12 protein-coding genes are annotated in these 25,287 nt (G+C 70.3%); 3 read left to right on the top strand and 9 right to left on the bottom strand.

The window, feature by feature from the left end; genetic code table 11:
- Positions 1–18 precede the first annotated feature (18 nt).
- The 5 genes from NJ1_RS02260 to NJ1_RS02240 all read right to left on the bottom strand — a co-directional run bounded on the left by NJ1_RS02260 (position 19) and on the right by NJ1_RS02240 (position 19,079).
- Entirely contained in the window at positions 19–906 is an 888-nt protein-coding gene (locus NJ1_RS02260; protein WP_084477647.1) for an SDR family NAD(P)-dependent oxidoreductase, read from the bottom strand.
- 5 nt (positions 907–911) lie between these two features.
- On the bottom strand, positions 912–2,408 hold the full coding sequence (locus tag NJ1_RS02255; protein WP_067686608.1) for a phthiocerol/phthiodiolone dimycocerosyl transferase family protein: 1,497 nt from the start codon (positions 2,406–2,408) through the stop codon (positions 912–914).
- A complete protein-coding gene (locus NJ1_RS02250; RefSeq protein WP_067686605.1) occupies positions 2,405–16,165 on the bottom strand; it encodes a hybrid non-ribosomal peptide synthetase/type I polyketide synthase in 13,761 nt (4,586 codons plus the stop codon). The genes NJ1_RS02255 and NJ1_RS02250 overlap by 4 nt, the downstream gene beginning before the upstream one ends.
- A 109-nt stretch (positions 16,166–16,274) precedes the next feature.
- Positions 16,275–17,756, bottom strand: coding sequence for a cytochrome P450 (locus tag NJ1_RS02245; protein WP_084477646.1), 1,482 nt, complete (start codon positions 17,754–17,756; stop codon positions 16,275–16,277).
- A gap of 321 nt (positions 17,757–18,077) precedes the next feature.
- On the bottom strand, positions 18,078–19,079 hold the full coding sequence (locus tag NJ1_RS02240; protein ID WP_067686603.1) for a bile acid:sodium symporter family protein: 1,002 nt from the start codon (positions 19,077–19,079) through the stop codon (positions 18,078–18,080).
- Positions 19,080–19,163: 84 nt separating this feature from the next.
- On the opposite strand from NJ1_RS02240, the gene NJ1_RS02235 reads away from it, so the two are divergent.
- Positions 19,164–20,015, top strand: coding sequence for a LysR family transcriptional regulator (locus tag NJ1_RS02235; protein ID WP_067686600.1), 852 nt, complete (start codon positions 19,164–19,166; stop codon positions 20,013–20,015).
- Between the two features lie 111 nt (positions 20,016–20,126).
- On the opposite strand, the gene NJ1_RS02230 is transcribed toward NJ1_RS02235, so the two are convergent.
- Complete coding sequence (locus NJ1_RS02230) at positions 20,127–20,471, bottom strand: hypothetical protein (RefSeq protein ID WP_067686598.1); 345 nt, start codon at positions 20,469–20,471, stop codon at positions 20,127–20,129.
- Between the two features lie 77 nt (positions 20,472–20,548).
- Positions 20,549–22,267, bottom strand: coding sequence for a cation:proton antiporter (locus tag NJ1_RS02225; protein ID WP_067686596.1), 1,719 nt, complete (start codon positions 22,265–22,267; stop codon positions 20,549–20,551).
- 208 nt (positions 22,268–22,475) lie between these two features.
- On the opposite strand from NJ1_RS02225, the gene NJ1_RS02220 reads away from it, so the two are divergent.
- A complete protein-coding gene (locus NJ1_RS02220) occupies positions 22,476–23,528 on the top strand; it encodes a hypothetical protein (RefSeq protein ID WP_067686594.1) in 1,053 nt (350 codons plus the stop codon).
- Here NJ1_RS02220 and NJ1_RS02215 read toward each other — a convergent pair.
- A complete protein-coding gene (locus NJ1_RS02215; protein WP_067686591.1) occupies positions 23,479–23,805 on the bottom strand; it encodes a hypothetical protein in 327 nt (108 codons plus the stop codon). The two genes, NJ1_RS02220 and NJ1_RS02215, sit on opposite strands and share 50 nt — an antisense overlap.
- Positions 23,806–24,047: 242 nt before the next feature.
- Between NJ1_RS02215 and NJ1_RS02210 the strand changes: the two genes are divergently transcribed.
- On the top strand, positions 24,048–24,383 hold the full coding sequence (locus NJ1_RS02210; RefSeq protein WP_067686590.1) for an RNA polymerase-binding protein RbpA: 336 nt from the start codon (positions 24,048–24,050) through the stop codon (positions 24,381–24,383).
- A 92-nt stretch (positions 24,384–24,475) separates the two neighbouring features.
- Here the strand turns inward: NJ1_RS02210 and NJ1_RS02205 are convergent, their stop codons facing one another.
- A complete protein-coding gene (locus NJ1_RS02205; RefSeq protein ID WP_067686933.1) occupies positions 24,476–25,258 on the bottom strand; it encodes an ABC transporter permease in 783 nt (260 codons plus the stop codon).
- Positions 25,259–25,287: the final 29 nt, after the last annotated feature.

Genomic DNA, 25,287 nt, shown 5'->3' with positions numbered 1-25,287 from the left:
CTGCGTGGATGATCGGGGTCAGTCGGCGATCGGGAGACCGCGGGCGATGGCGAAGTCCAGGACCCGGTCCGGCAGCAGCCGCGACACGGCGGCCACCAGCACCGAATCGGTGCCGACCTGATATCGGATGCGCGGGTTCGAGGCGGTCATGGCGTGCTGGACGGCGTCGGCGACCTGCTGGGGCCGGGTGCGGCTGGATGCCGCGCGCTCGGCGTTGGCCGCCACGAAACCGGTGAAGCGCCTGCGGTAGACCTCGGCGATCTCCGGGGGCGTGTCGTTCATGATGCGATCGGCGGTGTCGGCCAGTTTGCCCCAGATCGGGGTGGCGATCGCGCCCGGCGCGACGATGGACACCGCGACCCCCAGCGGCGCGAGTTCACGGCGCAGCGATCCGGACAGGCCCTCCTTGCCGAATTGCGAGGCGGCGTAGGCGCCCAGGTACGGTGAGGCCACCTTGCCGACGCCCGAACTCACGTTAACGATCCGGCCGGCGAGCCCCGTCGCGCCCGGACGGCGGGCGCGCAGCAGCGGCAGGAATTCCCGGGTCACCGCCAGGGTGCCGATCAGATTGACCTCGAGCTCCGCGCGGAGCTGATCGCTGCTCACGCATTCCAGCGGCGCGGACACGCAGATGCCGGCGTTGTTGACCAGACCGTGCAGCCCGGCGGGGCCCAGTTCGGCGCTGATCAGCTTGTGCGCGTCCGCGATCGAGGTCTCCGAGGTCACCTCCAGCAGGACCGGGCGCAGGCGTTCGGTGCCCGCTTGCGCGCGCAGCTGTTCCGCGCTCGCCTCCGTGCGCACACCGGCGTAGACGGTGAATCCCTCGCGCGCCAGATGCAGTGCGCTCGCCTTGCCCAGTCCGGAGGACGCTCCTGTGATGACTACCGCTCCGAGTTGTTCGTTCACGCCGATCAGCCTTTCCCGTGTGTGCTCGACTGCTGGGCCTCGGTCCGCGGCGCGGACTCCGCCAGCAGGATGGCCAGGGACGCATCGGCCAGCCGCACCGCGCGGGCGGTGGACACGACGTCCTGGATATAGGTGAAGTTCCAGTGCAGCGCACCGTGTGTGGTGTTCACGGTGGCGACGAAATACCCGCTGACCGACACGCCCGCGATGAACTGCGCGCCGGACAGCGTCCAGTCACCGAGACGATCGGCGAACCGGTATCGGCCGATATTGGACAGGCACACGTTGCCGGGTCCCTTGGCATCCACCACGGCGAACGAACGCTCGGCTCCGGCAACGGATCCCGGGCACAGGAAACGCAGGGTCACCAGGAGCGCGAGATGCTGCTGCAGAAGTTTGCGGCGCGACAGTCCCCGGTTCAGCTCGCGGGCGCTATGCCAGATACTCGGGACCGCACCGTAACTCAGCGCGGAGGGCACCGTGGCGACGTACGCCCCCGCGTCCGCCTGATCGACCGGCGGATCGAGTTCGGCCCGGAAGTCGATGGGCGAGCCGATCCCGATCCGGCCCGCGCGGCCCGGGGCGCATTCCTGCCCGAGCGCCTGCGCCATCGCCGCGGCCAGCGCGGCGTGCACCGTGACGCCCTCGGTGCGACAGCGCTCGACCACCGCCTCGAGCTGCTCGGCGGTGAGTTCGCGGTGCAGCAGCCGGGTCCGGCGATCGGCCGCCGGAACCACGACCTCCGGCGCCAGCCGCCCCGCCCGGGCGAGGGCGGCCGCGGCCTGGTCCGCGATCGCCGCCCCCGCGGCGTTCACGATGCCGCGCAGGCCACGAAACCGCTTGGGCAGCAGGTGTTCCGGCGCGGGCAGCGCCGGGCGCGGGGTGATGATGTCGGCGGCGGTGGTCGCTGGATCCCGTAGCCGATCGGCCAGCTCGAGCACTCGCCGCAGCAGGGTCAGCGCCGTGGTGCCGTCGGCGATCACGTGCGAGATCGTGAGCAGCAGATCATGCTGCTCGCCGGATGTTCCGCCGTGGTGCACGATGTCGACGAATCGCAGCAGCGGCCCGGTCCGCCACGGCAGCGAGGAGGACAACTCCACGGTCTCGACCTCGCGCTGCCACGCCGAGTCGTCGACCTCGCCGCCGCCGGAGCTCGCGGTTCCCGCGCCGTCTGCCGCCACCGCGGCGGGCGAACCGGCCTCGGCGAGCACGATGCGAATCGGGATGGCCGGATGCGCCGGTGCGGTGAAGCGCGGTTCGGTGCCGTCGACGGCCGATTCCACGCTCACCCGCAGCAGCGGATGTTCCGCGGCCAGCGCCGCGGCCGCCGCGGCGAGCAGTTCGGGCGCCAGCTCTCCCCGAACACGCACTCGCGCAACGACATTGAGCGGCGAGACCTGGTCGCACACCCAGTACCAGCGTTCGACCGGGCTCAGCGGCCGCCGTACTTCGCCGGTGTGTGGAAGTGCCACCGCGGCGGTGCGGTCGGTTCGACTCGTCATCGGTTCCCCAGATCTGCCAGCCCGGAGCGCGTGCCCGCCAGCCGCGCGCCGAGAATTCTCGCCAGTGCCGCGACATGCGCGCCGGACATCATGGTCAAGTGGTCGCCGGGTACCTCGATGATGTCCAGGCCGCGTGCGGCCCATCGGTCCCAGCCGTTGGTCGGACTCTCGAATCTGCTGCCCACCCGCCGATGTGCGCTCCCCGCGATCTCGGGCAGCTCCTGCGCCGCCTTCAACAGCACGATATCGCGATCCAGCTCGGTCATCGTGTAGTCCAGTGTCGCTTGATAGTTCGCGCGGAAGACCGAGTACAGCCGCCGAACCAGTTGCGGGGAGCTGTCTTCGGGCACGATGCCCTTGGCCACGGCCTGGCGCAGGATGGAATCGAAGAGCCGCTCCTGGGTCTCGGAGGTGTCGAACCGCGCCTGCGCGGCCTTGTCGCCTTCGGCGTACCAGAGCAGTTCCAGGAAGAACCAGACGATCAGGTCGGGTTCGGCGATCGGTTCGGGACGATCACCCAGGGCGATGGTGTCCAGCAGTACCAGCTGGGCCAGATCCGCCTCGGGCAGCTGCCGCGCCATCTCCAGCGCCACATAACCGCCGAAGGACCATCCCGCGATGTGGTACGGCCCCTGCGGGCAGACCCGGCGCACGGCGTCGAGGTAGCTCGCGGCGAGCTCGCTCATCGAGGTGAGCGGTTCGGTGCCCGGTGCCACACCGGCCGCCTGTAGCGCGTACACCGGCCGATCGCCGGGAAGTTGTCGGGCCAGTTCCAGGTAGCACAGCACGTTCCCGCCGATCGGGTGCACCAGGAACAGCGGTGTCGGATCGGTGAGCGCGGTGCGCGAGGTGCGCAGCGGCACCAGCGGATCGAATTCTCGCGCGACGCCACCGGCCCGCACGATTGCGGCCAGCCCGGCCGCGGTCGGCGCGGCGGCGAACGCCTCGAGCGGCACCTGTACCGACCACCGGCCACCGACCGTCATCGCCACCCGCATGGCTCCGATCGAGGTGCCGCCGGCCTCGAAGAAGTCCGAGTCGGCGAACAGCGCGGGCACACCGGCGAATTCGGCGAGAATCGCGACCAGCGCCGCCTCCAGCTCGTCGGCGGGTTCGCGGCCGCCGGAGACCGGCGCGCCCGACCCGGCGGCCAGCGCGCGCAGTGCCGCATCGTCACGCTTGCCGCTGGGTGTGAGCGGGAAGGCCTCGATCCATCGGTAGCGCGACGGAATCATATGTGCGGGAAGCACTTCGCGCAGGCCCGCGCTCAGCGTCGCCGCATCCACCTCGCTCGGCCCGATCAGCAGAGCGGCGAGCACGGTGTCGCCGTCGCCGAGCCCGTGCGCGAGCACTGCGGCCCGGTCGATTCCGGGCAGGGCCAGCAGCGCCAGTTCCACCTCGGCGCATTCGACGCGATACCCGCGCACCTTGACCTGCGTATCGGATCGACCCAGGCACACCAGCGCTCCGCCGGGCAGTTCCACACCGAGATCACCCGTGCGATACCGGATCTCGCCACCGGGAGCGGCGACGAACCGGGCAGCGGTCAGACCCGGCCGGCCCTCGTAGCCGTGCGCGAGAGCGCGGCCACTCAGATAGATCTCGCCCTTGACACCGCGCGCCACCGGCGCGAGCCGCTGATCGAGCAGGTGCACGCCGACACCGTCGATGGCGGCGCCGATCGGCGGCAGCTGCGGCGCGGTCTCGGCTCCCGCGGTCATCGGGAAGGCCAGTGCCACATGGGTTTCGGTCGGACCGTACTGGTTCTCCACGACGAGTCCGGGGTTGGTGGCCCACAGTCGCCGGATCTCCGGGGTGATCCGCAGTTGCTCACCGGAGGACACCACCGTCGTGAGCCCGGCCGGGTATCGGCCGCCTGCCTGCGCCGCTTCGGCCAGCGCCTGCAGACCCACGTACGGCAGATAGAGCCGCTGCACACCACCTTCGGCGAGCAGTTGCGCCAGCCACGGCGCGTCCAGGCGCTGCTGCTCGGAAATCAGCCGCAGCGTGCCCCCGCCGCACAGGGTGGAGAACAGTTCCTGGAAGTAGACGTCGAAGCCGGCCGGGGCCAGCTGCAGGGTGGTCGCGCCGCGCGCCGCCGACACCGTCCGGTTCTGCCAGGCGACGAGATTGGCCAGGGCCCGGTGCGGCATGCTCACCCCCTTGGGCTCACCGGTGGAGCCCGAGGTGAACAGCACGTAGGCGGTCTGCTCGGGATGCACGGCGGGCAGCACCGCCGGATCGCGGACCTCGGCATCGAGCAGCTCCGCGGCGTCGGTGACGACGCGCACCGGCCGAGAGCGCTCGATCATCGCCGCGCGCCGGGCGTGCGGATATCCGGGATCGAGCGGAACCACGGCCGCGCCCGCGCGCAGCACGCCCAGCACCACCGCGATCTGCTCCGGTGAGCGCGCGAGCAGCACCCCGACGCGGTCGCCGACGCCCACCCCGTCCGCGCGCAGCCGGTGCGCGATTCGTTCGGAGGCGTCCGAAAGTGTGCGATAGGTCCATTCGACGCGGCCGTCGGTCAGCGCGAGTCGATCCGGAACCAGGCTCGCGGTGGCCTCGAGCAGATGCACCACATCGTCGGCGCGGGCGGCGTCGAGGTCGATCGGCGCGCCGGGCGTGCGCACCAGGGCTTCGAGCACTCCGAGGAACACGCGGGCGTACTCCCGGCATTGCGCGCTGGTGAGCGCGTCGCGCCCGGCGTTCACCCGCAGCACCACATCCTCGGTGCGCGGATCCACCGCCGCGGTCACCAGCAGCGCGAAATTGGTCTCCTCGCGTGCGGAGAACTCGGTGATCGCCACCTCGCCGCCCTCCAGCAGGGGCGCGAACACGTGGTAGTTGACGTAGTTGAACGCGGTGTCGATGATCGGATCGCCGTGCCGGTCCGCGATCATCGAGCGCAGCGGGTACCGCCGGAACGGGTGACTGCGCCGATCTCGCCGTGCCACTCGGCGTACGGCATCGAGCCAGCTGTGCGCGTCGGCCTCCAGTCGCATGGGCACCGTGTTCAGGAACAGGCCCGCACCGGTGTCCGCTCCGGCGCGAGCGGGTCGCGCGTGCGTCACCACGCCGGTGGTCACATCCGCCGAGCCCGACATGGCCCGCAGCGTCAGGCAGTGCGCCGTCAGCAGCACCGCCTTGACCGGAAGCTGGTGTGCGGCAGCGAATCCGTGCAGCGCGTCACGCAGCCAACCCGGCAGGGTCGCCTGCGATTCACTCGGCCCGTCCGCCCCCGGCCGCTCGTGGTGCCGGGCCGATTCGATGGTGGTGGCGCTCGAGCCCTCGAGCAGTTCGGCCCAGTAGGCGCGTGCCGCCGGATCGGACTGCGCCGCCCGTTCGGCGCGCACGAATTCCGCGAGCAGGGTCGGCGAGTGCGGGGTCGGATCGACCGCGTCGATGTCGAATCCGAGCAGGTGCGCGTAGTCCTGCAGCAGTTCACGAATCAGGGTCGCGACGCTCCAGCCGTCCAGGATGGCGTGGTGGAAGTGCAGGACCAACGCGAAGCCGCCCGGCTCCGGAACGACCTGCATGCGGTGCAGCGGCGCGGCGTCGAAGGCGTGGTTGTCGAAATCGAGGGGGTTTTCCTCGTCGATGGTCAGTGTGTCCGGAGCGCACTCGCGCATGAACTCGATGCTGCGCACGAACTGGATCGGCAGCGAGCGCCCGGTCAGATCGAACCCCGAGCGCAGGGCCGGATGGCGACGCAGCAGGGAGTCGTATGCGGCACGGAAGGGCTTCTCGTGGAACGGCATTCGCAGGCGGTAGCGGAAAACATCCTGATACAGCGTGGAATCGGCGCTCTGCAGGCTGTGGTACAGCATGCCCAGCTGCAGCGCGCCGGCCGGGAAGGCGTCCTGGACGTCGGTGAGGGCGGCCCGGTCGATGAGCGGGATCAGCTCGAACGCCGATTCCACTCCGGGCCCGCCCGCGCCGTCGCTGTACGCCGTTGCCGCCGAGGCGAGTTCCGCGATGGTCGGGCGTGCGAAGAACGCCTCGACGTCGAATTCCAGTCCCCGGCGTTCGGCCGCGGTGCGCAGGCGCAGCGCGATGATCGAATCGCCGCCGACGGTGAAGAAGTCGTCGAACACCCCGATGCTCGCCACCTCGCGCCCGAGCACCTGCGCCCACAGCGCCGCGTACTCGGCCTCGAGTTCGGTCCGGGGCGCCTGGGCGTGCACGTCCCGCTCCACCGGCGCGGGCAGTGCCCGGCGATCGAGTTTGCCGCTCGCGGTGAGCGGTACGGCCTCGAGTTCCACGAAACGGGCCGGGACCATGTAGCCCGGCAGCCGCTCGATCAGATGCGCCGCGATGTCCTCCGCACGCGCGGAGCCCACGTAGTAGGCGGTCAAGGTGGTGGGCGCACCGGGATGCGTGTCGTCCACGACCACTCCCGCCGTGACACCGGGGCAGGCGGCGAGGTGGGTGCCGATCTCGCCGAGCGTCACCCGGTTGCCGCGCACCTTCACCTGATCGTCCAGGCGGCCCAGGTATTCGAGGGTGCCGTCCGCGCACCAGCGCACCAGATCACCGGTGCGGTAGCGACGTCCGTTCGGGACGCTCGCATCGGTGACGAACGACTCGAGGGTCAGATCGGGGCGCCCGCGATAGCCGCGCCCGACGCCCACGCCCGCGATGTTCAGCTCGCCCGCGACACCGATCGGGCAGCGCTCGCCGCGCGGATCCAGCACCAGCAGGGCGATATTGTCGATCGGCCTGCCGATCGGAACACGCCGCACCGCGGCGGTTCCCGGGTCCAGGTCGAACCAGGAGACATCGACGGTCGCCTCGGTCGGGCCGTAGAGATTGATCAGGCGCACCCCGGGCAGGCCGAGGTCGGCGAACACCCGGCGGAACCGGTTGGCCAGGGTGGGAGTGAGCGCCTCACCGCTGCAGAACACCAGGCGCAAGGATGCGAGCGTATCCGGTCCCGTTGCGCGAGTGGCGATCTCGTCCAGGAACGGGCCGAGCATGGACGGCACGAAGTGCAGCACGCTGACCCGGTGCCGGGCGATCTGATCCAGGATCGTGCGCGGATCACGCTCCCCGCCCGCGGGCAGCACGGCCACCTGCGCACCGGCCAGGGTCCACCACATCAGTTCCCAGACCGAGACGTCGAAGGTTGCCGGGGTCTTGTGCAGGATCACGTCCGTGTCGGTCAGCGGGTAGCGGCGCTGCATCCAGGCCAGCCGGTTCACCACCGAGGCGTGCTCGATCATGACGCCCTTCGGCGTGCCGGTCGAGCCCGAGGTGTAGATGAGGTAGGCCAGATCGCTCGGCCGGGTGTGGCTCACTCCCGGCGCGCCCGAAACCCCCTCCTGCTCGACCGCTACCCGGCGGACACCGAGTTCGGTTGCCAGCGAGTCGAATTCGTCACCTGCGATGAGCAGGCGGGCGCCACAGTCGCCGACGATGGTCCGGATTCGCAGGGCCGGGTAGCCGGGATCGATCGGCACGTACGCGCCACCGGCCGCCAGGACCGCGTGCACGGCGATCAGCAGCTCCGGTGACCGCGGCAGCACGATCGGCACACAGTCCTCGGGACGGAGTCCACCGGCGCGCAGCGCGGCCGCCAGGGCCTCGACCCGTGCCCCGAACTCGGCGTAGCTCGATTGGCCGACCTCGTCCCCGCCCCATCGCACCGCGGGGCGGTCCGGTGTCGCCGCGATCCGCTCGGCGAGCACTCGGTCGAGGGTGGTGTCGGGCAGGGGCACCGGATCCGAGCTCTCGAACTCGGCGAGCCGCGCGCGGTCGGCGCCGGACAGCAGCGGCAGCGAGGTGACCGGCGCGTCGGGCGCCGCGACGGCGGCGTCGATCATCGCGAACACCTGCCGCAGGGCGGTGCCGAAGGAGAAGTCCGCGTCGAAGACGTCATCGGCGTAGAAGAAGTCGATGTCCAGGGAGCCGTCGCCCTCGTTGTCACGGACCACGATGTTCAGCGCGTCGAGGGAGTATCCGGAGGAGAGCAGCGACAGCTCCGCGGCGAACTCCGGGAGTTCGACCGCGGGCACCTGGACGTAGGAGTAGGTCACATCGAACAGGGCCGCGGCCGCGGCCGGACTCGCGTTCTCGCGCAGTGCGCCCTGCAGATCACCGAGGGCGAATCGCTGGCGGCCCTGCAGATCCCACACCGCCGCGGCGGTGCGCGCCGCCAGCTCCGAGATCGACAGGTCCGCATCCACCGGGATGTGCAGCGGCAGCATATTGACCATGTCGCCGACCGTCGCGAACTCCTGCGGCGTGCGCCGGTTCAACAGCGGCACCCCGAGCACGATGTCGCCCTCACGGTGGATGCGCCGCAGATAGGCCGCGAGCACCGCGGCGGTGAACGCGAATACGCTGCGCCCGCTGCCCCGGACCGGCGCCATCCTCGCGCCGTCGATGTGCACGGTGCGCTGCGAGCGATGGTGGGTGCGGACCGTGGCGTCACGGGCGAACAGTGCCGGGGTCAGCTCCCCCACCTCGTGCAGCAGCGCCGCCCGATCGGCGTCCCATTCGGCCGAATGCCGGTAGCGCTCATCGGCTTCCACGATATCGAGGTAGCTGGGCGCGGGCGTGGTGTCCGGCTCGCCGGACAGGTACCCGGCGCACAGTTGACGCAGCACCACCCCGGCCGACCAGCCGTCCGCGACGGCGTGGTGGAACCTGCTGTAGATCAGGAACGAGTCGGCGCGGTCCAGCACGATGACGGTCTCGGCGAGCGGGCCGTCCAGTGGCATGACCACGTCGGTTCGCTGCCTCATCCACTCGAGCGCGGCGGCGCCGGGATCCTCGGCCCCGGTGCAGTCGATCACCTCGACCGATGCGACCGCCGGGCTGATCCGCTGCACCAACTCAAGCTCGTCCAGGCGAATCCGCAGCGCGTCGTTGCGCAATGCGGTGCGCCGCACCACCTCTCGCATGCGTTCCACGTCGGGTGCGCGGTTGATCCGGACGTACCCACCCACCTGGGTGAGCGGCAGATCCGGGTACCGGGCGCCGACCGCGACGATGTCCTGCTGATAGCGAGTCAGCGGCCGGCCGGGTTCGGGTGGGGGCGTGAGTGCCTCGGTCCGGGCGTTCGTCACCGGCAGCGGCGGGTGCTGACCCGCGGCCTCTCCGTCGGCGAGCGAGGTCGGCCGCTGTGGCCGACCGGCCCGGCCGTTCGAGAGCGGCGTCGAAACACGCTCTCCCCCATCCACGATGGGTACGCCTTCGGCGGTGGTGACGATGGCGTCGAGGCTCGAATCCTCGGCGCTCGAGTTCCGATCGGCTCCGGACCCGTCGATGAGGGCGAAGAGTTCGGCGTCGGTCATTTCACCGGATGCGTGCGAGTGCGAGCCCACCAGTTCCGGAGCCGCCTCGCGCACGGTGTCGATCATGCGGCGCAGCGCCTCGGCGATATCGGGGCGAAGCACGGCCGTGGCGAGCTCGGTCCGGCCCGCATCGGTGACCGCGTCGCCGGACATCGCGCCGGTCAGCGCGTCCAGCTGGATCAGCAGCCGATCGGCGGGATCGGGTGCGGGCGGGGCGATCTCGGCACAGATGTGAGTGGCCAAGGCCGTCGGTGAGGGATGGTCGAAGACCACCGTGGTGGCCAGCTGCATGCCGGTGGCGACCTTGAGGCGATTGCGGAATTCGACCGCGCCGAGGGAGTCGAAGCCCAGATCCTTGAATTGCGCTGTGGGCGCGATCGATTCGGGGCTCTCGTGCCCGAGCACAGCCGCGGCGACCGAACGCACCAGGGCCAGCACCGTCTGATGCTGTTCGGTGGCGGTGAGTCCGGCCAGACGCGCGGCGAGCGCGCCGGTGTCCGAACCGGTGTCGACCGCCACCCGGCGCCGGGGTGCGCGTACCAGGCCCCGGAAGATCGCGGGGACCTCCTCGCCCGGCCCGGAACTCAGTGCGGCGGTATCGATCCGAGCCGGGATCACCACGGCCCGGCCGAGCGAGAGCGACGCGTCGAACAGGGCCAGTCCGTCCGCGGTGCGCATCGGGACGAAGCCGCCGCGCGCCATGCGGGCGCGGTCGCGCTCGTCGAGGTGACCGGTCATGCCGGTGGCATCGGCCCACCAGCCCCAGCACAGCGAGGTCGCGGTCAGCGAACGCTGGCGGCGATGCTGGGCCAGGGCGTCCAGGAACGCGTTTGCCGCGGCGTAGTTGGCCTGTCCGGGTGAGCCGAACGTGCCTGCGGCCGAGGAGAACAGCACGAACATGGACAGATCCAGGTGTGCGGTGGCGGCGTGCAGATTCCAGGCCGCGTCCACCTTCGGGCGCAGCACGTCGGCCAGCTGCGCGGGGGTGAGCGCGGTGAAGACGCTGTCCTGCAGCAGGCCCGCGGCGTGCAGCACGGCGGTCAGCGGATGCTCGGCCGGGATCCCTGCCAGCAGGGCCTCCAGGGCGTCGCGATCGGCGACGTCGCACGCCACGATCTGCGCGTGTGCGCCGAGTTCGGCCAGCTCGGCGGCCAGCTCGGCCGCTCCCGGGGCGTCGGCGCCACGGCGGCTGGTCAGGACCAGGTGCCGGTATCCGTGCTCGCTCACCAGGTGTTTGGCGAACAGCGCGCCGAGCACCCCGGTTCCGCCGGTGATCAGCGCGGTGCCGGGTGAGAGTGCCGGAACGGGCTGTCGCAGTACCAGTTTGCCGATGTGCCGGGCCTGGCTCAGGTAGCGCAGCGCCTCGGGTGCGCGCCGTACGTCCCAGATCGAGACCGGAAGCGGGCGCAGCTCCCCGGATTCGAAGAGCCGCACGAGTTCGACGAGCATTTCCTGGATGCGGTCCAAGCCCGCCTCGTACAGATCGAACGCCTGGTACCGGACTCCCGGATACTCGGCCGCGATCCGGTCGGGTTCCCGGATATTGGTCTTGCCCATCGACAGGAAGCGCCCGCCGCGCGGCATCAAGCGCAGTGAGGCGTCGACGTATTCGGCGCCGAGGGATTCGAGGATGACGTCGAATCCGGCCCCGTCGGTGGCCGCGCGGAACTGCGTCTCGAAGTCCAGGGTGCGGGTGTTGCCGATGTGCGTGTCGTCGAATCCGATCTCGCGCAACAGGTATTGCTTGGCGGGGCTGGCGGTCACGTAGCATTCCGCGCCCCACAGCCGGGCCAGCTGGATCGCGGCCAGTCCGACGCCGCCGGTCGCGGCGTGCACGAGTAGTCGATCGCCCGGGCCCAGCTCGCCCAGATCGCGCAGCCCGTAGTAGGCGGTCGCGAACACCGCGCACGTCGAGGCGGCCTGTTCGAAGGACCAGCCGAGCGGAATCCGGGTGATGTGCCGATGGTCGGTGATGGTGGTCGGGCCGACACCGTCCATCACGCCGAACACCCGATCACCGGGCTCGACGGTGGTGACTCCGGGACCGACCTCGAGCACCACGCCCGCGCCCTCGCCGCCGATGCCCGCGCGCGGATCGGCGTAGACACTCAGCGAGATCATTATGTCGCGGAAGTTCACGCCGGTCGCACGGGCCGCGACGCGCACTTCACCGAATGCCAAGGGGCGGTTGATCTCCGGCCATTCCTGCAGGACCAGGTTCTCTCCGTCCAGGGTGCCGCGGCCCTGGGTGCGCAACTGCCAGCCGTCGGTGTCGGCCAAGGCCGCGTTGCCGACCATATCGGTGTGCGCACGGGTCAGGCGGGGCACGAACAGCGATCCGCGCCGCCACGCCAGCTGCGGTTCGGCCAGGGCGAGCGCCGTCGCGACGGCGTCGCGCCACGCCTCGGGATTGTCGAGATCGACCAGCAGGAGCCGGCCCGGGTTCTCGGTCTGCGCCGAGCGCAGCAGACCCCATACGGGCGCGCCGAGCAGATCCGGGATGTCCTCACCGGTGGCCACGCTGACGGCGCCGCTGGTCAGGACCACCAGGGGCGCGTCGGCGGTCCGCGCATCGCCGAGCCAGTCCTGGACCCGCGCCAGCAGCGCGGCCAGCGTCGTGTGAACCGCTTGCGGCACATCGATGTTCGGTATCTCGCTCGCCCATTGGCGCAGCACGCCCGCGGTGCCGGACGGTGACCGAGCGGGCAGGGGCAGCTCGGCCCAGGCCGTGTCGGGGATCGGCTGGGGCGCCTGCGCGGGAATCCAATCCACACCGAAGAGCGCGTCGCCGGTGCCGTCCCGGTGCGAGGCGAGCTGCGCACGCGAGACCGGGCGCATGGTCAGCGCGTCGACCGAACCGACCGGCGACCCCACCGCGTCGGTGAAGGTGAGCGCGACGCGATCGCCGCCGTGCGGAGTGATGCGCACCCGCAGGCCGCTCGCGCCGACCGCTCGCAGCGAGACGCCCTCCCAGGAGAACGGCAGGCGGATCTGGCTCGGATCGGCCGCGGTCATGAAGCCGCCGACGCCGAGCCCGTGCAGCGCCGCGTCCAGCAGCGCGGGATGCAGGCCGAATCGCTTGGCGTCCGCGCCGGCCTGCTCGGGCAGCGTCACTTCGGCGAGGATTTCCGCACCGAGCCGCCACACCGCGCGCAGGCCCCGGAACACCGGCCCGTACCGGTAGCCCTCCGCGTCGAGCCGCTCGTAGGTGTCGGAGATGTCGACCGGTTCCGCGCCCGCGGGCGGCCACGCTCCGGAAACGACCGGGGCGCCGATGGTTTCGGGAACGACCACGCCCTCGGCGTGCTGCGTCCAGACATCGGTGTCCGCGCCGACCGGGCACGAGTACACCCGCAGCGGGCGTTCCCCGGAGGGCTGCGCCGCGCTCACGACGACCCGGATCGCCACCGCGCCCGGATCCGGGACGATCAGCGGCGCCTGCAGCACGAGTTCCGCGACGCGGGGCGCGCCCGCGCGCTCACCCGCGAACAGGGCCAGTTCGGTGAGCACCGCCCCCGGAACCAGGACCGCACCCTGCACCCGGTGATCGGCCAGCCACGGGTGGGCGGCCAGGGACAGCCGACCGGTGAAGACCAGGCTGTCGGATTCGATATCGGTCAGGAAGGCGCCGAGCAGTGGATGCTCGGCGGCCGAGAGGCCCAGCGCCGCAACGTCTCCCGTTCCGGCCTCCGCGGCGTCGATCCAGAAGCGCCGACGCTGGAACGCATAGGTGGGCAGTTCCACCGTGTGCGCGCCGAAACCCGCGAGGTATCCGCGCCAGTCCGGGACCGGCCCGGCGGTGTGCACGAGCGCGGCCGAGGTCAGCAATTGGCGCATCCCGCCCTGATCGCGGCGCAGCGACCCGACCGCCACCGCGTCCTGCGCGCCGGTCGCGTCGAGGGTCTCCTGCAGACCCACGATGAGCACCGGATGTGGACTCGATTCGACGAAGGCCCGGTAGCCGAGGCGATGAGCGGTCAGGACCGCGTCCTGGAACAGCACGGTCCGGCGCAGATTGCGATACCAGTAGTCCGCGTCGAGTTCGGTGGTCTCGATGCGCTCACCGGTGACGGTGGACAGGAACGATACGGTGCCGCGCCTGGGGGTGATCCCGGCCAGCGCAGTGGCGATGTCCGCGCGGATCGTCTCGACCTGCGGTGAGTGCGAGGCGTAGTCGACCGGAATGCGGCGGGCGCGGATCTGGGCCGACTCGCAGTGGGCGAGGAGTTCCTCGCAGGCCCCGGCCGCACCGGAGACCACCGTGGACTGCGCGCCGTTCACCGCGGCGACGCCGAGTGCGCCGGGCCAGCGGGCGATCAGGTCGGTCGCTTCGGTCGCGGGCAGCGGCAGCGAGATCATGCCGCCGTGCCCGGCCAGCGTGGTGATCGCCTTGCTGCGCAGGGTCACCACCTTGGCCGCGTCGCGCAGTGACAGCGCCCCGGCGACGTAGGCGGCGGCGATCTCGCCCTGCGAATGTCCGATCACCGCATCGGGCCGAATGCCGAGCGACTGCCACAGGGCCGCGAGCCCGGTCATCACCGCGAACAGCGCGGGCTGCACGACATCGACGCGATCGAGGTCGGCCGCGCCCGATTCACCACGCAGCACGGCGGTGAGCGACCAGTCGACGAACTCGGCGAAGGCGGCGTCGACGGCCGCGATGTGATCGGCGAAAGCCGGTGCGGTGTCGAGCAATTCGGCCGCCATCTCCGGCCATTGCGAGCCCTGGCCCGGGAACACGAATACCGTGCCGCCGGTGGCGAGGGCCCGGCCCGTGATCACGTTCGGCGCGACGCGCTCGGCGGCGAGGGCGGCCAGGCCCGCACGCAGCTCCCCGGGATCCGCGCCGAGGACGACCGCGCGTTCATCGAAGGTGGCCCGGCCGCTCGCCAGTGAGTACGCCAGGTCCACGGGTTCGGTGGGAGGCGTTGCGGATTCGAGCCGTGCGAGCAGCCGCGCGGCGTGCTCGCGCAGGGCCGGTGCGGACTTGGCCGACAGCACCAGCGGCACGATCGCGGGCGCGGTGGCCACGACGGCCTCCGGCGTGGGGTCGGGTCGCGCCGTCACCGGCGGCGCTTGCTCGAGGACCACATGCGCATTGGTGCCGCTGATGCCGAACGCGGAAACCCCTGCGCGGCGCGGTCTTGCGGCGTGCACCGGCCACGGCGTCTCCTCGGTGACCACCCGGACCGTGCCGCTGGACCAGTCCACCTCCGGCGTCGGCGCCGCGACATTGATGGTCCGGGGCACTCTCCCGCGCCGCATGGCCTCGACCATCTTGATCACACCCGCCACACCCGCGGCGGCCTGGGAATGACCGATATTGGATTTCATCGAGCCCAGCAGCAGCGGCTGTTCGGCCGTGCGCGCCGCGCCGTAGGTGGCCAGCAGCGCCGCCGCCTCGATCGGATCGCCGAGCTTGGTGCCGGTGCCGTGCGCCTCGACCACGTCGATGTCGCCGGCGCCCAGCTCGCCGTCGGCGAGCGCCGCGCGGATGACCCGCCGCTGCGCCGCCCCATTGGGTGCGGACAACCCGTTGGACGCGCCGTCCTGCCCGATCGCCGAACCGCGCAGCACCGCGAGCACCGGATGACCGTGGCGCTGCGCCTCGGAAAGCCGTTCCAGCACAAGCACACCCGCACCCTCGGCCACTCCGAAACCGTCCGCGGTCGAGGAGAACGGCTTGCAGCGCCCGTCCGGGGCCAGCGCCCCGAGCCGGGCGAAGCCGACGAAGATGCTCGGCGAGCACACCACCGTCGCGCCACCGGCCAACGCCAGAGCGCACTCCCCCGCCCGCAGCGCCCGCATGGCCAGATGGATGGCCACCAGCGAGGAGGAGCAGGCGGTGTCGACGGTCATCGAGGGTCCGTCCAGACCCAGCGCGTAGGACAGCCTGCCCGAGGCGACGCTGATGGTGGTGCCGGTGGTCAGATATCCGGCCAGCCCCTCCCGATCGCGGTAGACCCGCGCGCCGTATTCCTGTGCGGTGACGCCCATGTAGACACCGGTGTCGGAGCCGGACAACGCCTGCGGATCGATGCCCGCGCGTTCGATGGCCTCCCACGAGATCTCCAACAGCAGTCGCTGCTGCGGGTCCATCGCCAGCGCCTCGCGTGGACTGATCCCGAAGAAGGCGGCATCGAAATCGCCTGCGCCGTCGACGAAATTGCCGTGCCGCACATACGTCGAGCCCGGAGCGTCGGGATCCGGGTTGTTCAGTGCCGACATGTCCCAGCCGCGATCCAGTGGCAGGGCCGCGGCGGCACTGCGACCCGAACTGACCAGATCCCACAGCCCCTCCGGCGCGCTGATGCCGCCGGGATAGCGGCATCCCATGGCGACGATGGCGATCGGCTCGCTCTGCCGGGCCCGAACCGCGTCGAGTGTGCGACGGGTGTCGTGCAATTCGCCGGCGGCCTTCGCCAGATAGGAACGCAGTTCAGCCTCGGCTGCCATGTGTCGAACCCTCCTGTGGTGCAGAGACATACGTGTGCGAGCGGGAACACACCCGGCGGAACTCGACGGGCGGGGTGTGGGGTCGCCGATCCGGATGACCGGCGCTGGATCAGCCCTGCGGTACGGCGCCGATCAGTGCGGGCGAGATCGGCCGCACGGTGGCCGGCAGACCGTCCGAGGGGACGGGCAGCGTGGTGAACCGCCATCGGGGTTCGTAGTCCTCGGGAAGTCGCCATTCCATCGCGCGCACCATGGCGTCCAGCAGGGCGACGGTCTTGAGCGTGCCCAGGTCCATTCCGGCGCACTTGTGCGCACCGGCGCCGAAGGGCACCCAGGCCAGGCGCTGGGTGCGCGTGTCGAGACGATCGGGCGCGAATCGCTCCGGGTCGAAACGCTCCGGGTCCGGCCAGTACTCCCCCAGCAGGTGGGTGGCCCAACTCCCCACCGCCACAAGGGTTCCCGCCGGGATGAAGCGGCCCAGGACGTCGGTGTCGCGCACCGCCCGGCGCAGGTATATCGGGGACGGAGCGACCAAGCGAAGGCTCTCGCGAATCACCAGATCCAGGGTCGGCACGGCCTCGATCGCGACGTCCGCGGGCGCGCCGCCACGGGCGAGCGACTCGTCCCGGACTCGCCGCTGCCAGTCCGGGTACCTCCCGAGGTGGTACGCGACGGCGGTCGCGGCCGCGACCGAGGTGTCGTGTGCGGCAATGAGTGTGAAGACCATGTGCTCGGCGATCTCGATATCGTCGAAGCCGTCGCCGTGTGCGTCGGCGGCCCGGCACAGCACGGTCAGGAAGTCCTCGCCGTCGCGGATCCGGGCCTGCGGTGCGGCCCGGACGTAGTAGTCGAGCAGTCGCGCCCGCGCCCGACGCGCGGCATGCCACCCGGTTCCCGGCACCGACACTCGCAGGGGTGCGCCCTCGGCCCGGATGCAGGTCTCGACATCGGCGATCAGAGCGCGCGCCTCGGCATCGAAGGGCCTGGCCAGGAAGGTGCGCGCGGTCATCGCCGCGGACACTTCCTTGATCAGCGCCAGCAGCGACACCCGCGCGACGGCCCGGCGCTGCGCGATCGCCGCGGTGGCGTCGGCGGCCATCCCCGCCGCGTATCCACGGACCGCGCCGGGGATGTAGGCCTGCTGCAGCAGGCGGCGATGGCGCAGATGCTGCGCGCCGTCCATGACCAGCGGGCCACCGTCGAACCACGGGCCGATGATCTCGCGCCACCCGCTCTCGAACGCGCGGGTCTTGTTCACCAGCACCTCGTGCACCGCGTCGGGACCCACGACGCTGACCACGTCCATGCCGAACGCCCGGGTCCAGGACACCGGACCGTGCCGGCGGTACAGCTCCGTCTGCACTCGCGGTCCGTCGCGGAGAAAGTGAATCCCCTTCCCCACCAGTGGAATACCTCGATCACCCGGTACGGGCACGAGCCCGCTGCCCGCCGGAGGGGTCGCCAGATCCGCCGGGCGCGCCGGAGTTCGGGCCAGCAGTCGATCCCACAGTCCCCCGGGTGCGGGCGGGTGAGAGGCGCTCACCGCGGGTGACGGGATCCCGCGTGAGTCGATCGAATCCGTTCGCGCCATGGCATCGTCGTCCTTCAGTGCCGTCGCCGAAGACGCCCTGCGACTCGGCGTGGCCGGGCACCAGGGGAACAATCGGACGGTGTGGTCGGACGTCGTTGTCCCGATGTCTCGGTCGCGACAATGCGACACCGGTCAGTCTCACATATGACACGTGACCCCGCATCTTCAGAACTCGTTGGTCACGAATCCCAAAGCACGGCAATGCTTTTGTGCTCTGCGCCGAAAGCGGACAAAAGGTCTGCCCGGCCGACTCTGACAGGTTAACCGGAACCTCGCCAATAGCAAGTGCTTGCGTTCGCTCCGCCCCGGCCCCCGCTCGACTCAGACCGCGAGCGCGGCCGCCGGGACGGACGCGGTGACCTCCGCCCGGCGCGCCGCCCGCTGCGCCAGCACGGTGCAGGTGAGCAGCTGGACCTGGTGAAAGATCATCAGGGGCAGCACGATCAGGCCGACGGGCTGACCCGCGAACAGGACCGAGGCCATGGGCAGGCCCGTGGCGAGACTCTTCTTGGAGCCGCAGAACACCAGCACGATGCGATCGGCGACGGTGAACCCGGCGAGTTTGCCGAGCACGGTGGTCACCGTGAGGACCGCGGCCAGCAAGCCCGCGCAGACCACGGCGGTCGCGACGATCCGGATCGGGGGCACGCCGCCCCAGATATGTTCCGCCACACCGGCACTGAATGCGGCGTAGACGACCAGGAACACCGATCCCCGATCGACCGAGCGCAACACCGCCGGGCGGCGCAGGACCCAGCCCAGACGGGGCCGCAGCAGCTGGCCGATCACGAACGGCAGCAGCAACTGCACCATGATGAACAGCACCGTCGAGGCTCTCACCTCGACCTTGCCGGTCGTGCTCATGAGCAGCACCACCAGCAGCGGCGTGGCGAAGACGCCGATCAGGTTGGACAGCGAGGCGCTGACCACCGCACCCGCCACATTGCCGCGCGCGATCGAGGTGAACGCGATCGAGGACTGCACGGTCGAGGGCACCAGGCACAGGAACAGCACCCCGGTGTAGAGATCCTGGGTCAGCACCGACGGCGCCAGGATTCGCAGCGCCAGACCCAGCACCGGGAACACGACGAAGGTGACCGACAGGACCGCCAGGTGCAAACGCCAATGCCGCAGTCCCGCAAGCGCTTCCCGAGGTTCCAGGCGCGCGCCGTAGAGCAGGAACAGCACCGCGATGGCGATCCTGGTGGCCCAGCCCAGCAGGTCCGCCACCTCACCGCGTGCCGGAAATACGCTCGCCAGGCCCACGCACGCCAGGATGCCGAGCATGAATCCGTCGATCGGGAGTGCCGAGAGCCGCTTCATATCGAGGACGCTACGGCCGGGTGCATACATCACGAAAGACGTTCGACCGGATATCTGTGAACGTACATCGTGATAAATTGAGCCGTGTTCGATCCGGAGTTGTTGCGCACCTTCCTCGCCGTGGAGCGGGCCGGCGGATTCACCGCGGCCGGAAAGGTTCTCGGGCTGCGCCAGTCCACGATCAGCGGCCATATCGCACGCCTGGAGAAGGCTGCCGGGCGCGCACTGCTGCGGCGCGATACCCGCAACCTCGCCCTCACCGCCGACGGCGTGGCCATGATCGGCTTCGCGCGCTCGATCCTGGACGAGAACGCGCGTGCCGAACGGTATTTCTCCGAGTCCACGCTCACCGGGCTGCTGCGCTTCGGGGCGTCGGATGATCTGGTGGCCAGTGAACTGCCCGCGGTGCTGCTGGAATTCCGTCGCGCGCATCCCGGGGTGGACCTCGCGCTCACCGTCGGGCTGAGCGAGAACCTCAAGACCCGAATGGAATCGGGCGAACTGGACCTGGTCTTCGGCAAGCGCCTTCCGGGCGAGCGGCACGGCGAACTGATCTGGAGTGACCCGCTGGTCTGGGCGGGGCCGCCCGGCAGCGCGGTCCCGGAGGATCCCGTGCCGTTCGTGACCTATCCGGCTCCGAGCCTGACCCGGCGCCTGGCACTGCAGGGGCTGCGGCGCGAGGGACGCGTCTCGCGCACCACCTGCGTCAGCGACAGCCTGCTCGGCTTACGTGCCGCGGCGCTCGCGGGCCTGGGATTCATCGTGCACGCCGAGAGCCTGCTGCCGGACGGGCTGGTGCGCATCCAGGACCCGGGGCTGCCGGATCTCGGGCGGCTGGAGTTCGTGCTCATGCACCGGCGTACCCGCCGCACCGCGCCCGAACAGGCCCTGCACGATGCCATCGTCGCGAATGCCCATCGGCTGCACGGGGTCTGAACCGGCCGCGCCGAATCGCACCGCGCCGCACCGGCTGTGCCTTCGCTCGGCAAAAGCGCCGTTCCCCACCGATATCGGCGAGGAACGGCGTGGGTCGGGTCGGAGATCCGGTCAGAGGGTGGGGCACAAACCTGCCCCGGCCGGCGGCTTCGCCGGCACGATCTGCTCCGGAACCGGCACCGGTCGCTCGGGAGCCAGCGGAGCGTTCCCGCGATCCGGCGAGAAGGGCGCATTGCCCCGCTCCGGAGCGGACGGCGAGTTGCCGGGCGACTGCGAATTGCCGGGAGACTGGGAGTTGCCGGGCGAAGGAGCCTTCGGCGCCGACGGCGTGGTGGGCGCCGAGCCGGTCGGGCCCCCCACCTCACCGGAGCCCCAGGCCGAGGACGGATTCATCGTGATCATGGCGGCGCTCACCAGCGCGCCCACGAAAAGGCCGATGCGCTTTTTATGCGTCATGAGCTGGGACGTTACCTACCGACCGGGATGTTTTAGGGACGCCCGGTCAGCCCGGTATGTCCCGGCGAACCGCCCGCTCAGTCCCCCGGTCCGGGCAACTGCTGCAGCCGAGCCCCTTCGATATCCAGGGCGCGCTGGAAACGGGTCAGGGTACGCGAGCCGTACAGGCCCATCGAGCGGGCATCGAGCAGCTCGGACTGTTGGGCCGCAAGCACATCCAGGCGCAACAGCCGATACTGCTCACGCGTGTCGAGCAGACTGTCGAACTCCCCGTCCTCGGGAGTGACGGTGCGCGTGCGCAATTCGTCACGCACCAGCTTCACCACATCGTCGGAGAACGCGCTGCCGTCGGGTAACGCCAGGGCGGGATCGTCCAGGACGATCTCGGCCCTGGCCGTCAACTCGGCGTGCAGTTCGGCGAATTCCTCACGGTCCCGGGTGATGTCGTCCCCCGGCACGCGCACCGCGCGAATCACGAACGGCAGGCTCAATCCCTGCACCAGCAGCGTGCTGATCGCGACCACGAACGCGATCAGCAGCAGTTCGGCACGATAGGGCGTGGAGGTCGGCAATGATTGCGCGGCCGCGAGCGTGATCGCCCCGCGCATCCCCGACCAGGCCAGCACCACCCCGCCACGCCAGCCGAAATTCTCCGCGACCGCGAACTTGATGTCGCCGCGCTTGCGCACGATCCGGTCCAGGAAGCGCTGCTGGCGCTTCTCGGTGAACCGTTGATCGACGTCGGGATCGTTGGCCCGCGCCTCCATCCGCTCCAGCACCGGTGTCATCGTCTCGGCCCGATTGGCGTCCCGGCGCAGCGAGGCCACCAGCGGCGCCACGAACAGCATGCGCATGGCGATCACCAGCACGGCGGCGAGCAGCCCGATCCAGACCGCCTCGCGCACACTCAGACCGGCCTCGGAGACCTCGTCCAGGACCGTCTTCACCTGCAGGCCCATCAGCAGGAAGACCCCGCCCTCGAGCAGGAACGCGACCGTCGCCCAGTTCGTCGCCTCGGTCAATCGGTCGGTGGCGCGCAGGAAGCGCGGGCTCAGATGCCCGGTGACCAGGCCCGTCACCACCACCGCCAGCACACCGGAGGCGTGCAGTTCCTCGGCCGGCACGAACGCCAGGAAGGGCACCACGAACGAGATCGCGGTATTGAGCACATTGTCGTTCAGCAGCGCGCGCACTCGCACGTTCACTATCCCGACCACCACGCCGACCAGGACCGCGCAGGCCACCGAGTACACGAACTCGCCACCGACGTGCAGCGGATGCACCGTCGCACCCATCGCCGCGACCGCCGAACTCAGCAGCACCAGCGCGGAGGCGTCGTTGACCAGGCCCTCGCCCTCCAGAATGGTCAGCAGTCGCGAGGGCAGCCCGAGTCGCTTGCCGACCGCGGTGGCGGCGACGGCGTCGGTCGGGCTGATCACCGCGCCCAGCGCGAAGGCAGCGGCCAGACCCAGGCCGGGCAGCAGGATCGAGAACATCAGACCCGAGCACAGCGTGGTCACCGCGACCAGCAGCACCGCCAAACCCGCGATCGCCTTGAAGTCGCGCCGGAAATCCTGGGCCGGAATGTGCACCGCCGCGGCGTACAGCAGCGGTGGCAGCACCCCGGCCAGGATCCACTCCGGCTCGACCTGGAAATCCGGAATGCTGGGCAGCAGGCTCATGGCCCCGCCCGCCACGACCAGTATCAGGGGCGAGGCCACCCCGATCTGCCGGGCGAACGCGGCGACCACCACGATGCTGATGACGCAGGTGACCGCGATCAGAGTCAGTTGCACTCTCGCATCCTGCAACGTTCATCGGAATTCGGCCAAGCCGCCACGCACGAGGTGGACCGACCGCAACCTGCGCACGCAAGCTCCCCGGCCCGGGTGCCTCCGGCCCGAAAAGGTGCTCTCGAGCGGGTCATCTCATACCCGGGTACTACGTGCGAACCCCACCGCCGGGGGATCTGCGGCGCCGCCCGCCGGCCATAGCGTCGCCGATATGACCACCGCGCCTCTCGCACCCGCCGCCCGGCCCGCGACCGTCACTGCCCGGCGACCGCACCGCCCCCTGCTCGTGACCACCGCGGGCATGGCCGTGCTCGCCGTATTCTCCCTGTGCGCCATGCTTTTCGACGATCGAATGCTGTTGCACGAATCGGTCTGGCTCAAGGCGTTCAAGTTCGCGTTCGCGTTCGCCCTGTACACCGCGACGCTGTCGTGGTTGCTCTCGTTCCCGCATCGCGGGCAGCGGCTCACCTGGTGGATGGGCACCGTCTTCGCCGCGACCAGCGTGGTGGACGTCGGATTCATCACGGTGCAGGCCGCGCGGGGCACCTTCAGTCATTTCAACGACGAGAGCGACGCGGTCAACGTGATCGGCCAGCAACTGTTCCAGTCCGGGGTGCCGGGGCTGTTCCTGGCGAATCTGGTGATCGCCCTGGTGCTTTCGTGGCAGCACGTCACCGACCGCCCGACCACCCGGGCCATCCACTACGGCCTGGGAATCGCCGTGGTGGGTATGGCGCTGGGATACCTCATGGGCTTCAGCGGCGAGCAGAAGGTCACCGACGCGTACGGCAAACCGGTGACCCTGGTGGCCGGGCACACCATCGTCGAGGGCAGGCCGCAGCTCCGCGACGGGGTCGGCGGTATGCCGATCACCCACTGGAGCACGATCGGCGGCGATATGCGCATTCCGCACTTCGTGGGCCTGCACGGCATCCAGGTCCTGATCCTGGCCGCGTTCCTGCTGGCCCGATTCGCTCCGCGGGTGCCGCTGCTGCGCGACGAGCGAGCCCGGGCCGATCTGATCCGGGTGCTGGCGCTGGGCTATGCCGGGCTACTGGGCGTGCTGCTGTGGCAGGCGTTGCGCGCGCAACCGCTGATCCGGCCCGACGCGGCCACCCTCGGCGCGCTGGGCGTGGTGGCCGCGGTCACCGTGGCGGGCGCCGTCCTGGTCCGCGTGGTGCGAGGCGGGGCGACGCCGCCCGCGAGCGCCGAGATCAGCGCAGTCGCTCCGCATCCCGGGTCAGCTTCACCAATGTCGCGGTGAGATCGGCCAACTCGAACCGATCCGCGCCCTCCGCCACCGCGGTCGCCACATCCTCCGCGGCACAGCGGGCCGCGAACCACCGATCCGAGAGATCGGCGACCTCCTGGGCGCTCAGGACCACCGAATCCTCGGGAATACCGGTGCCCTTCAGGCTGTTCCGATGTTCGTAGGCTCGCTGTCGGCACGATTGCCGACAGTACCGGCGGCGACGTCCGACCTCGGATTCGGCGATCTCCCTGCCACACCACTGACAGGGCGGAAGTACGCGGCGCGACATGGTTCGACACAGTAGTCAGCTCGAGGCGCTCGAACCCAATGGGCACGCCGAGACACCCCGGTCTCGGACAGATTCGCCGCCACCCGAAAAGGCACTTCAGGACTACCGACCGACACAGCGGCACAGCGTCGTGCGGGGACCTAGTAGAATGGCAGGGTTCTCTACGGGAACCTAAGCGTGCGCATAGGCGTTGACATTGCAGTAAGCAAGACGTAGCCGACAGGCGAGAAGGGACCGCACTCATGGCAGATCGCGTACTCCGGGGAAGTCGACTCGGAGCGGTGAGCTACGAGACCGACCGCGACCACGACCTCGCGCCGCGTCGGATGGCCCGCTACAAGACGGACAACGGCGAGGAATTCGATGTTCCGTTCGCCGACGACGCCGAGATTCCCCCGACCTGGCTGTGCCGTAACGGCCAGGAGGGTGCGTTGATGGAGGGCACCACTCAGGAGCCCAAGAAGGTCAAGCCGCCGCGCACCCACTGGGACATGCTGCTCGAGCGTCGCAGCAAGGAGGAGCTCGAGGAGCTGCTCCAGGAGCGGATGGATCTGATCAAGAGCCGTCGCCGCGGATAAGTAGCGCAGCGCATACGCATCGAGCCCCGCTCCCTTCTCGGGAGCGGGGCTCGGCGCTTGTCCGGGGTGGACCTTGCGGTGGTGACAACCGATCAGTGGCTGGCGACCTTGCGGTACTGCAGCAGCGCGATCGGCACCGCGACGGCCAGGATGCCGATCGAGCACAGGATGGCGTACAGCACGCAGTGATCGGCCGGCCAGCCCTCGGCCGGGACGAAGGTGGGCGGCGCGCCGTTGTCGAACAGCTTGCGGCCCGCCGCGGCGACCGCGGTGATCGGATTCCAGGCCGCGATCACGCGCAGCGGACCGGGCAGACTCTCACCGGAGATGAACGCCGAGGAGATGAACGACAGCGGGAACAGCCAGATCAGGCCGGCGCTCTGGGCAACCTCCACGCTGGGTGAGACCAGGCCGGTGATCGCGCCCACCCAGGACATGGCGAAGGCGAACAGCAGGATCACCGCGAATGCCAGTGCGGCATCGAGGATTCCGCCGTTGATCCGCCAGCCCACCACATAGCCGCACCCGGCCATGACGGCCAGTGCGAGCACGTTCACCACCGTGTCCGAGAGCGTGCGGCCCATCAGCACCGCCAGCCGCGACATCGGCAGCGTCCGCATCCGGTCGATGATGCCCTTGTGCAGATCGTTGGCCAGGCCGACGGTGGTGAAGGCCGCGTTGAAAGCCACTGTCTGCGCGAAGATTCCGGCCAGCAGGAATTCCCGATACTGGCTGCCGCCCAGGGACGCGCCGAACACGTACGCGAAAAGGAACACGAACATCAGCGGCTGGATGGTGGCGGTGACCAGCAGCGTGGGAACTCGCAGGATGGTCAGCAGGTTTCGATAGGCGACGATGGCACTGTCACGAAACACACGCGGCAGCAACAGCATCGGACCGGGCG

Origin of the sequence: Nocardia jejuensis NBRC 103114, assembly GCF_001613145.1 — a bacterium.
Taxonomy (GTDB): domain Bacteria; phylum Actinomycetota; class Actinomycetes; order Mycobacteriales; family Mycobacteriaceae; genus Nocardia; species Nocardia jejuensis.
This window is presented reverse-complemented; position numbering and strand designations above follow the sequence as displayed.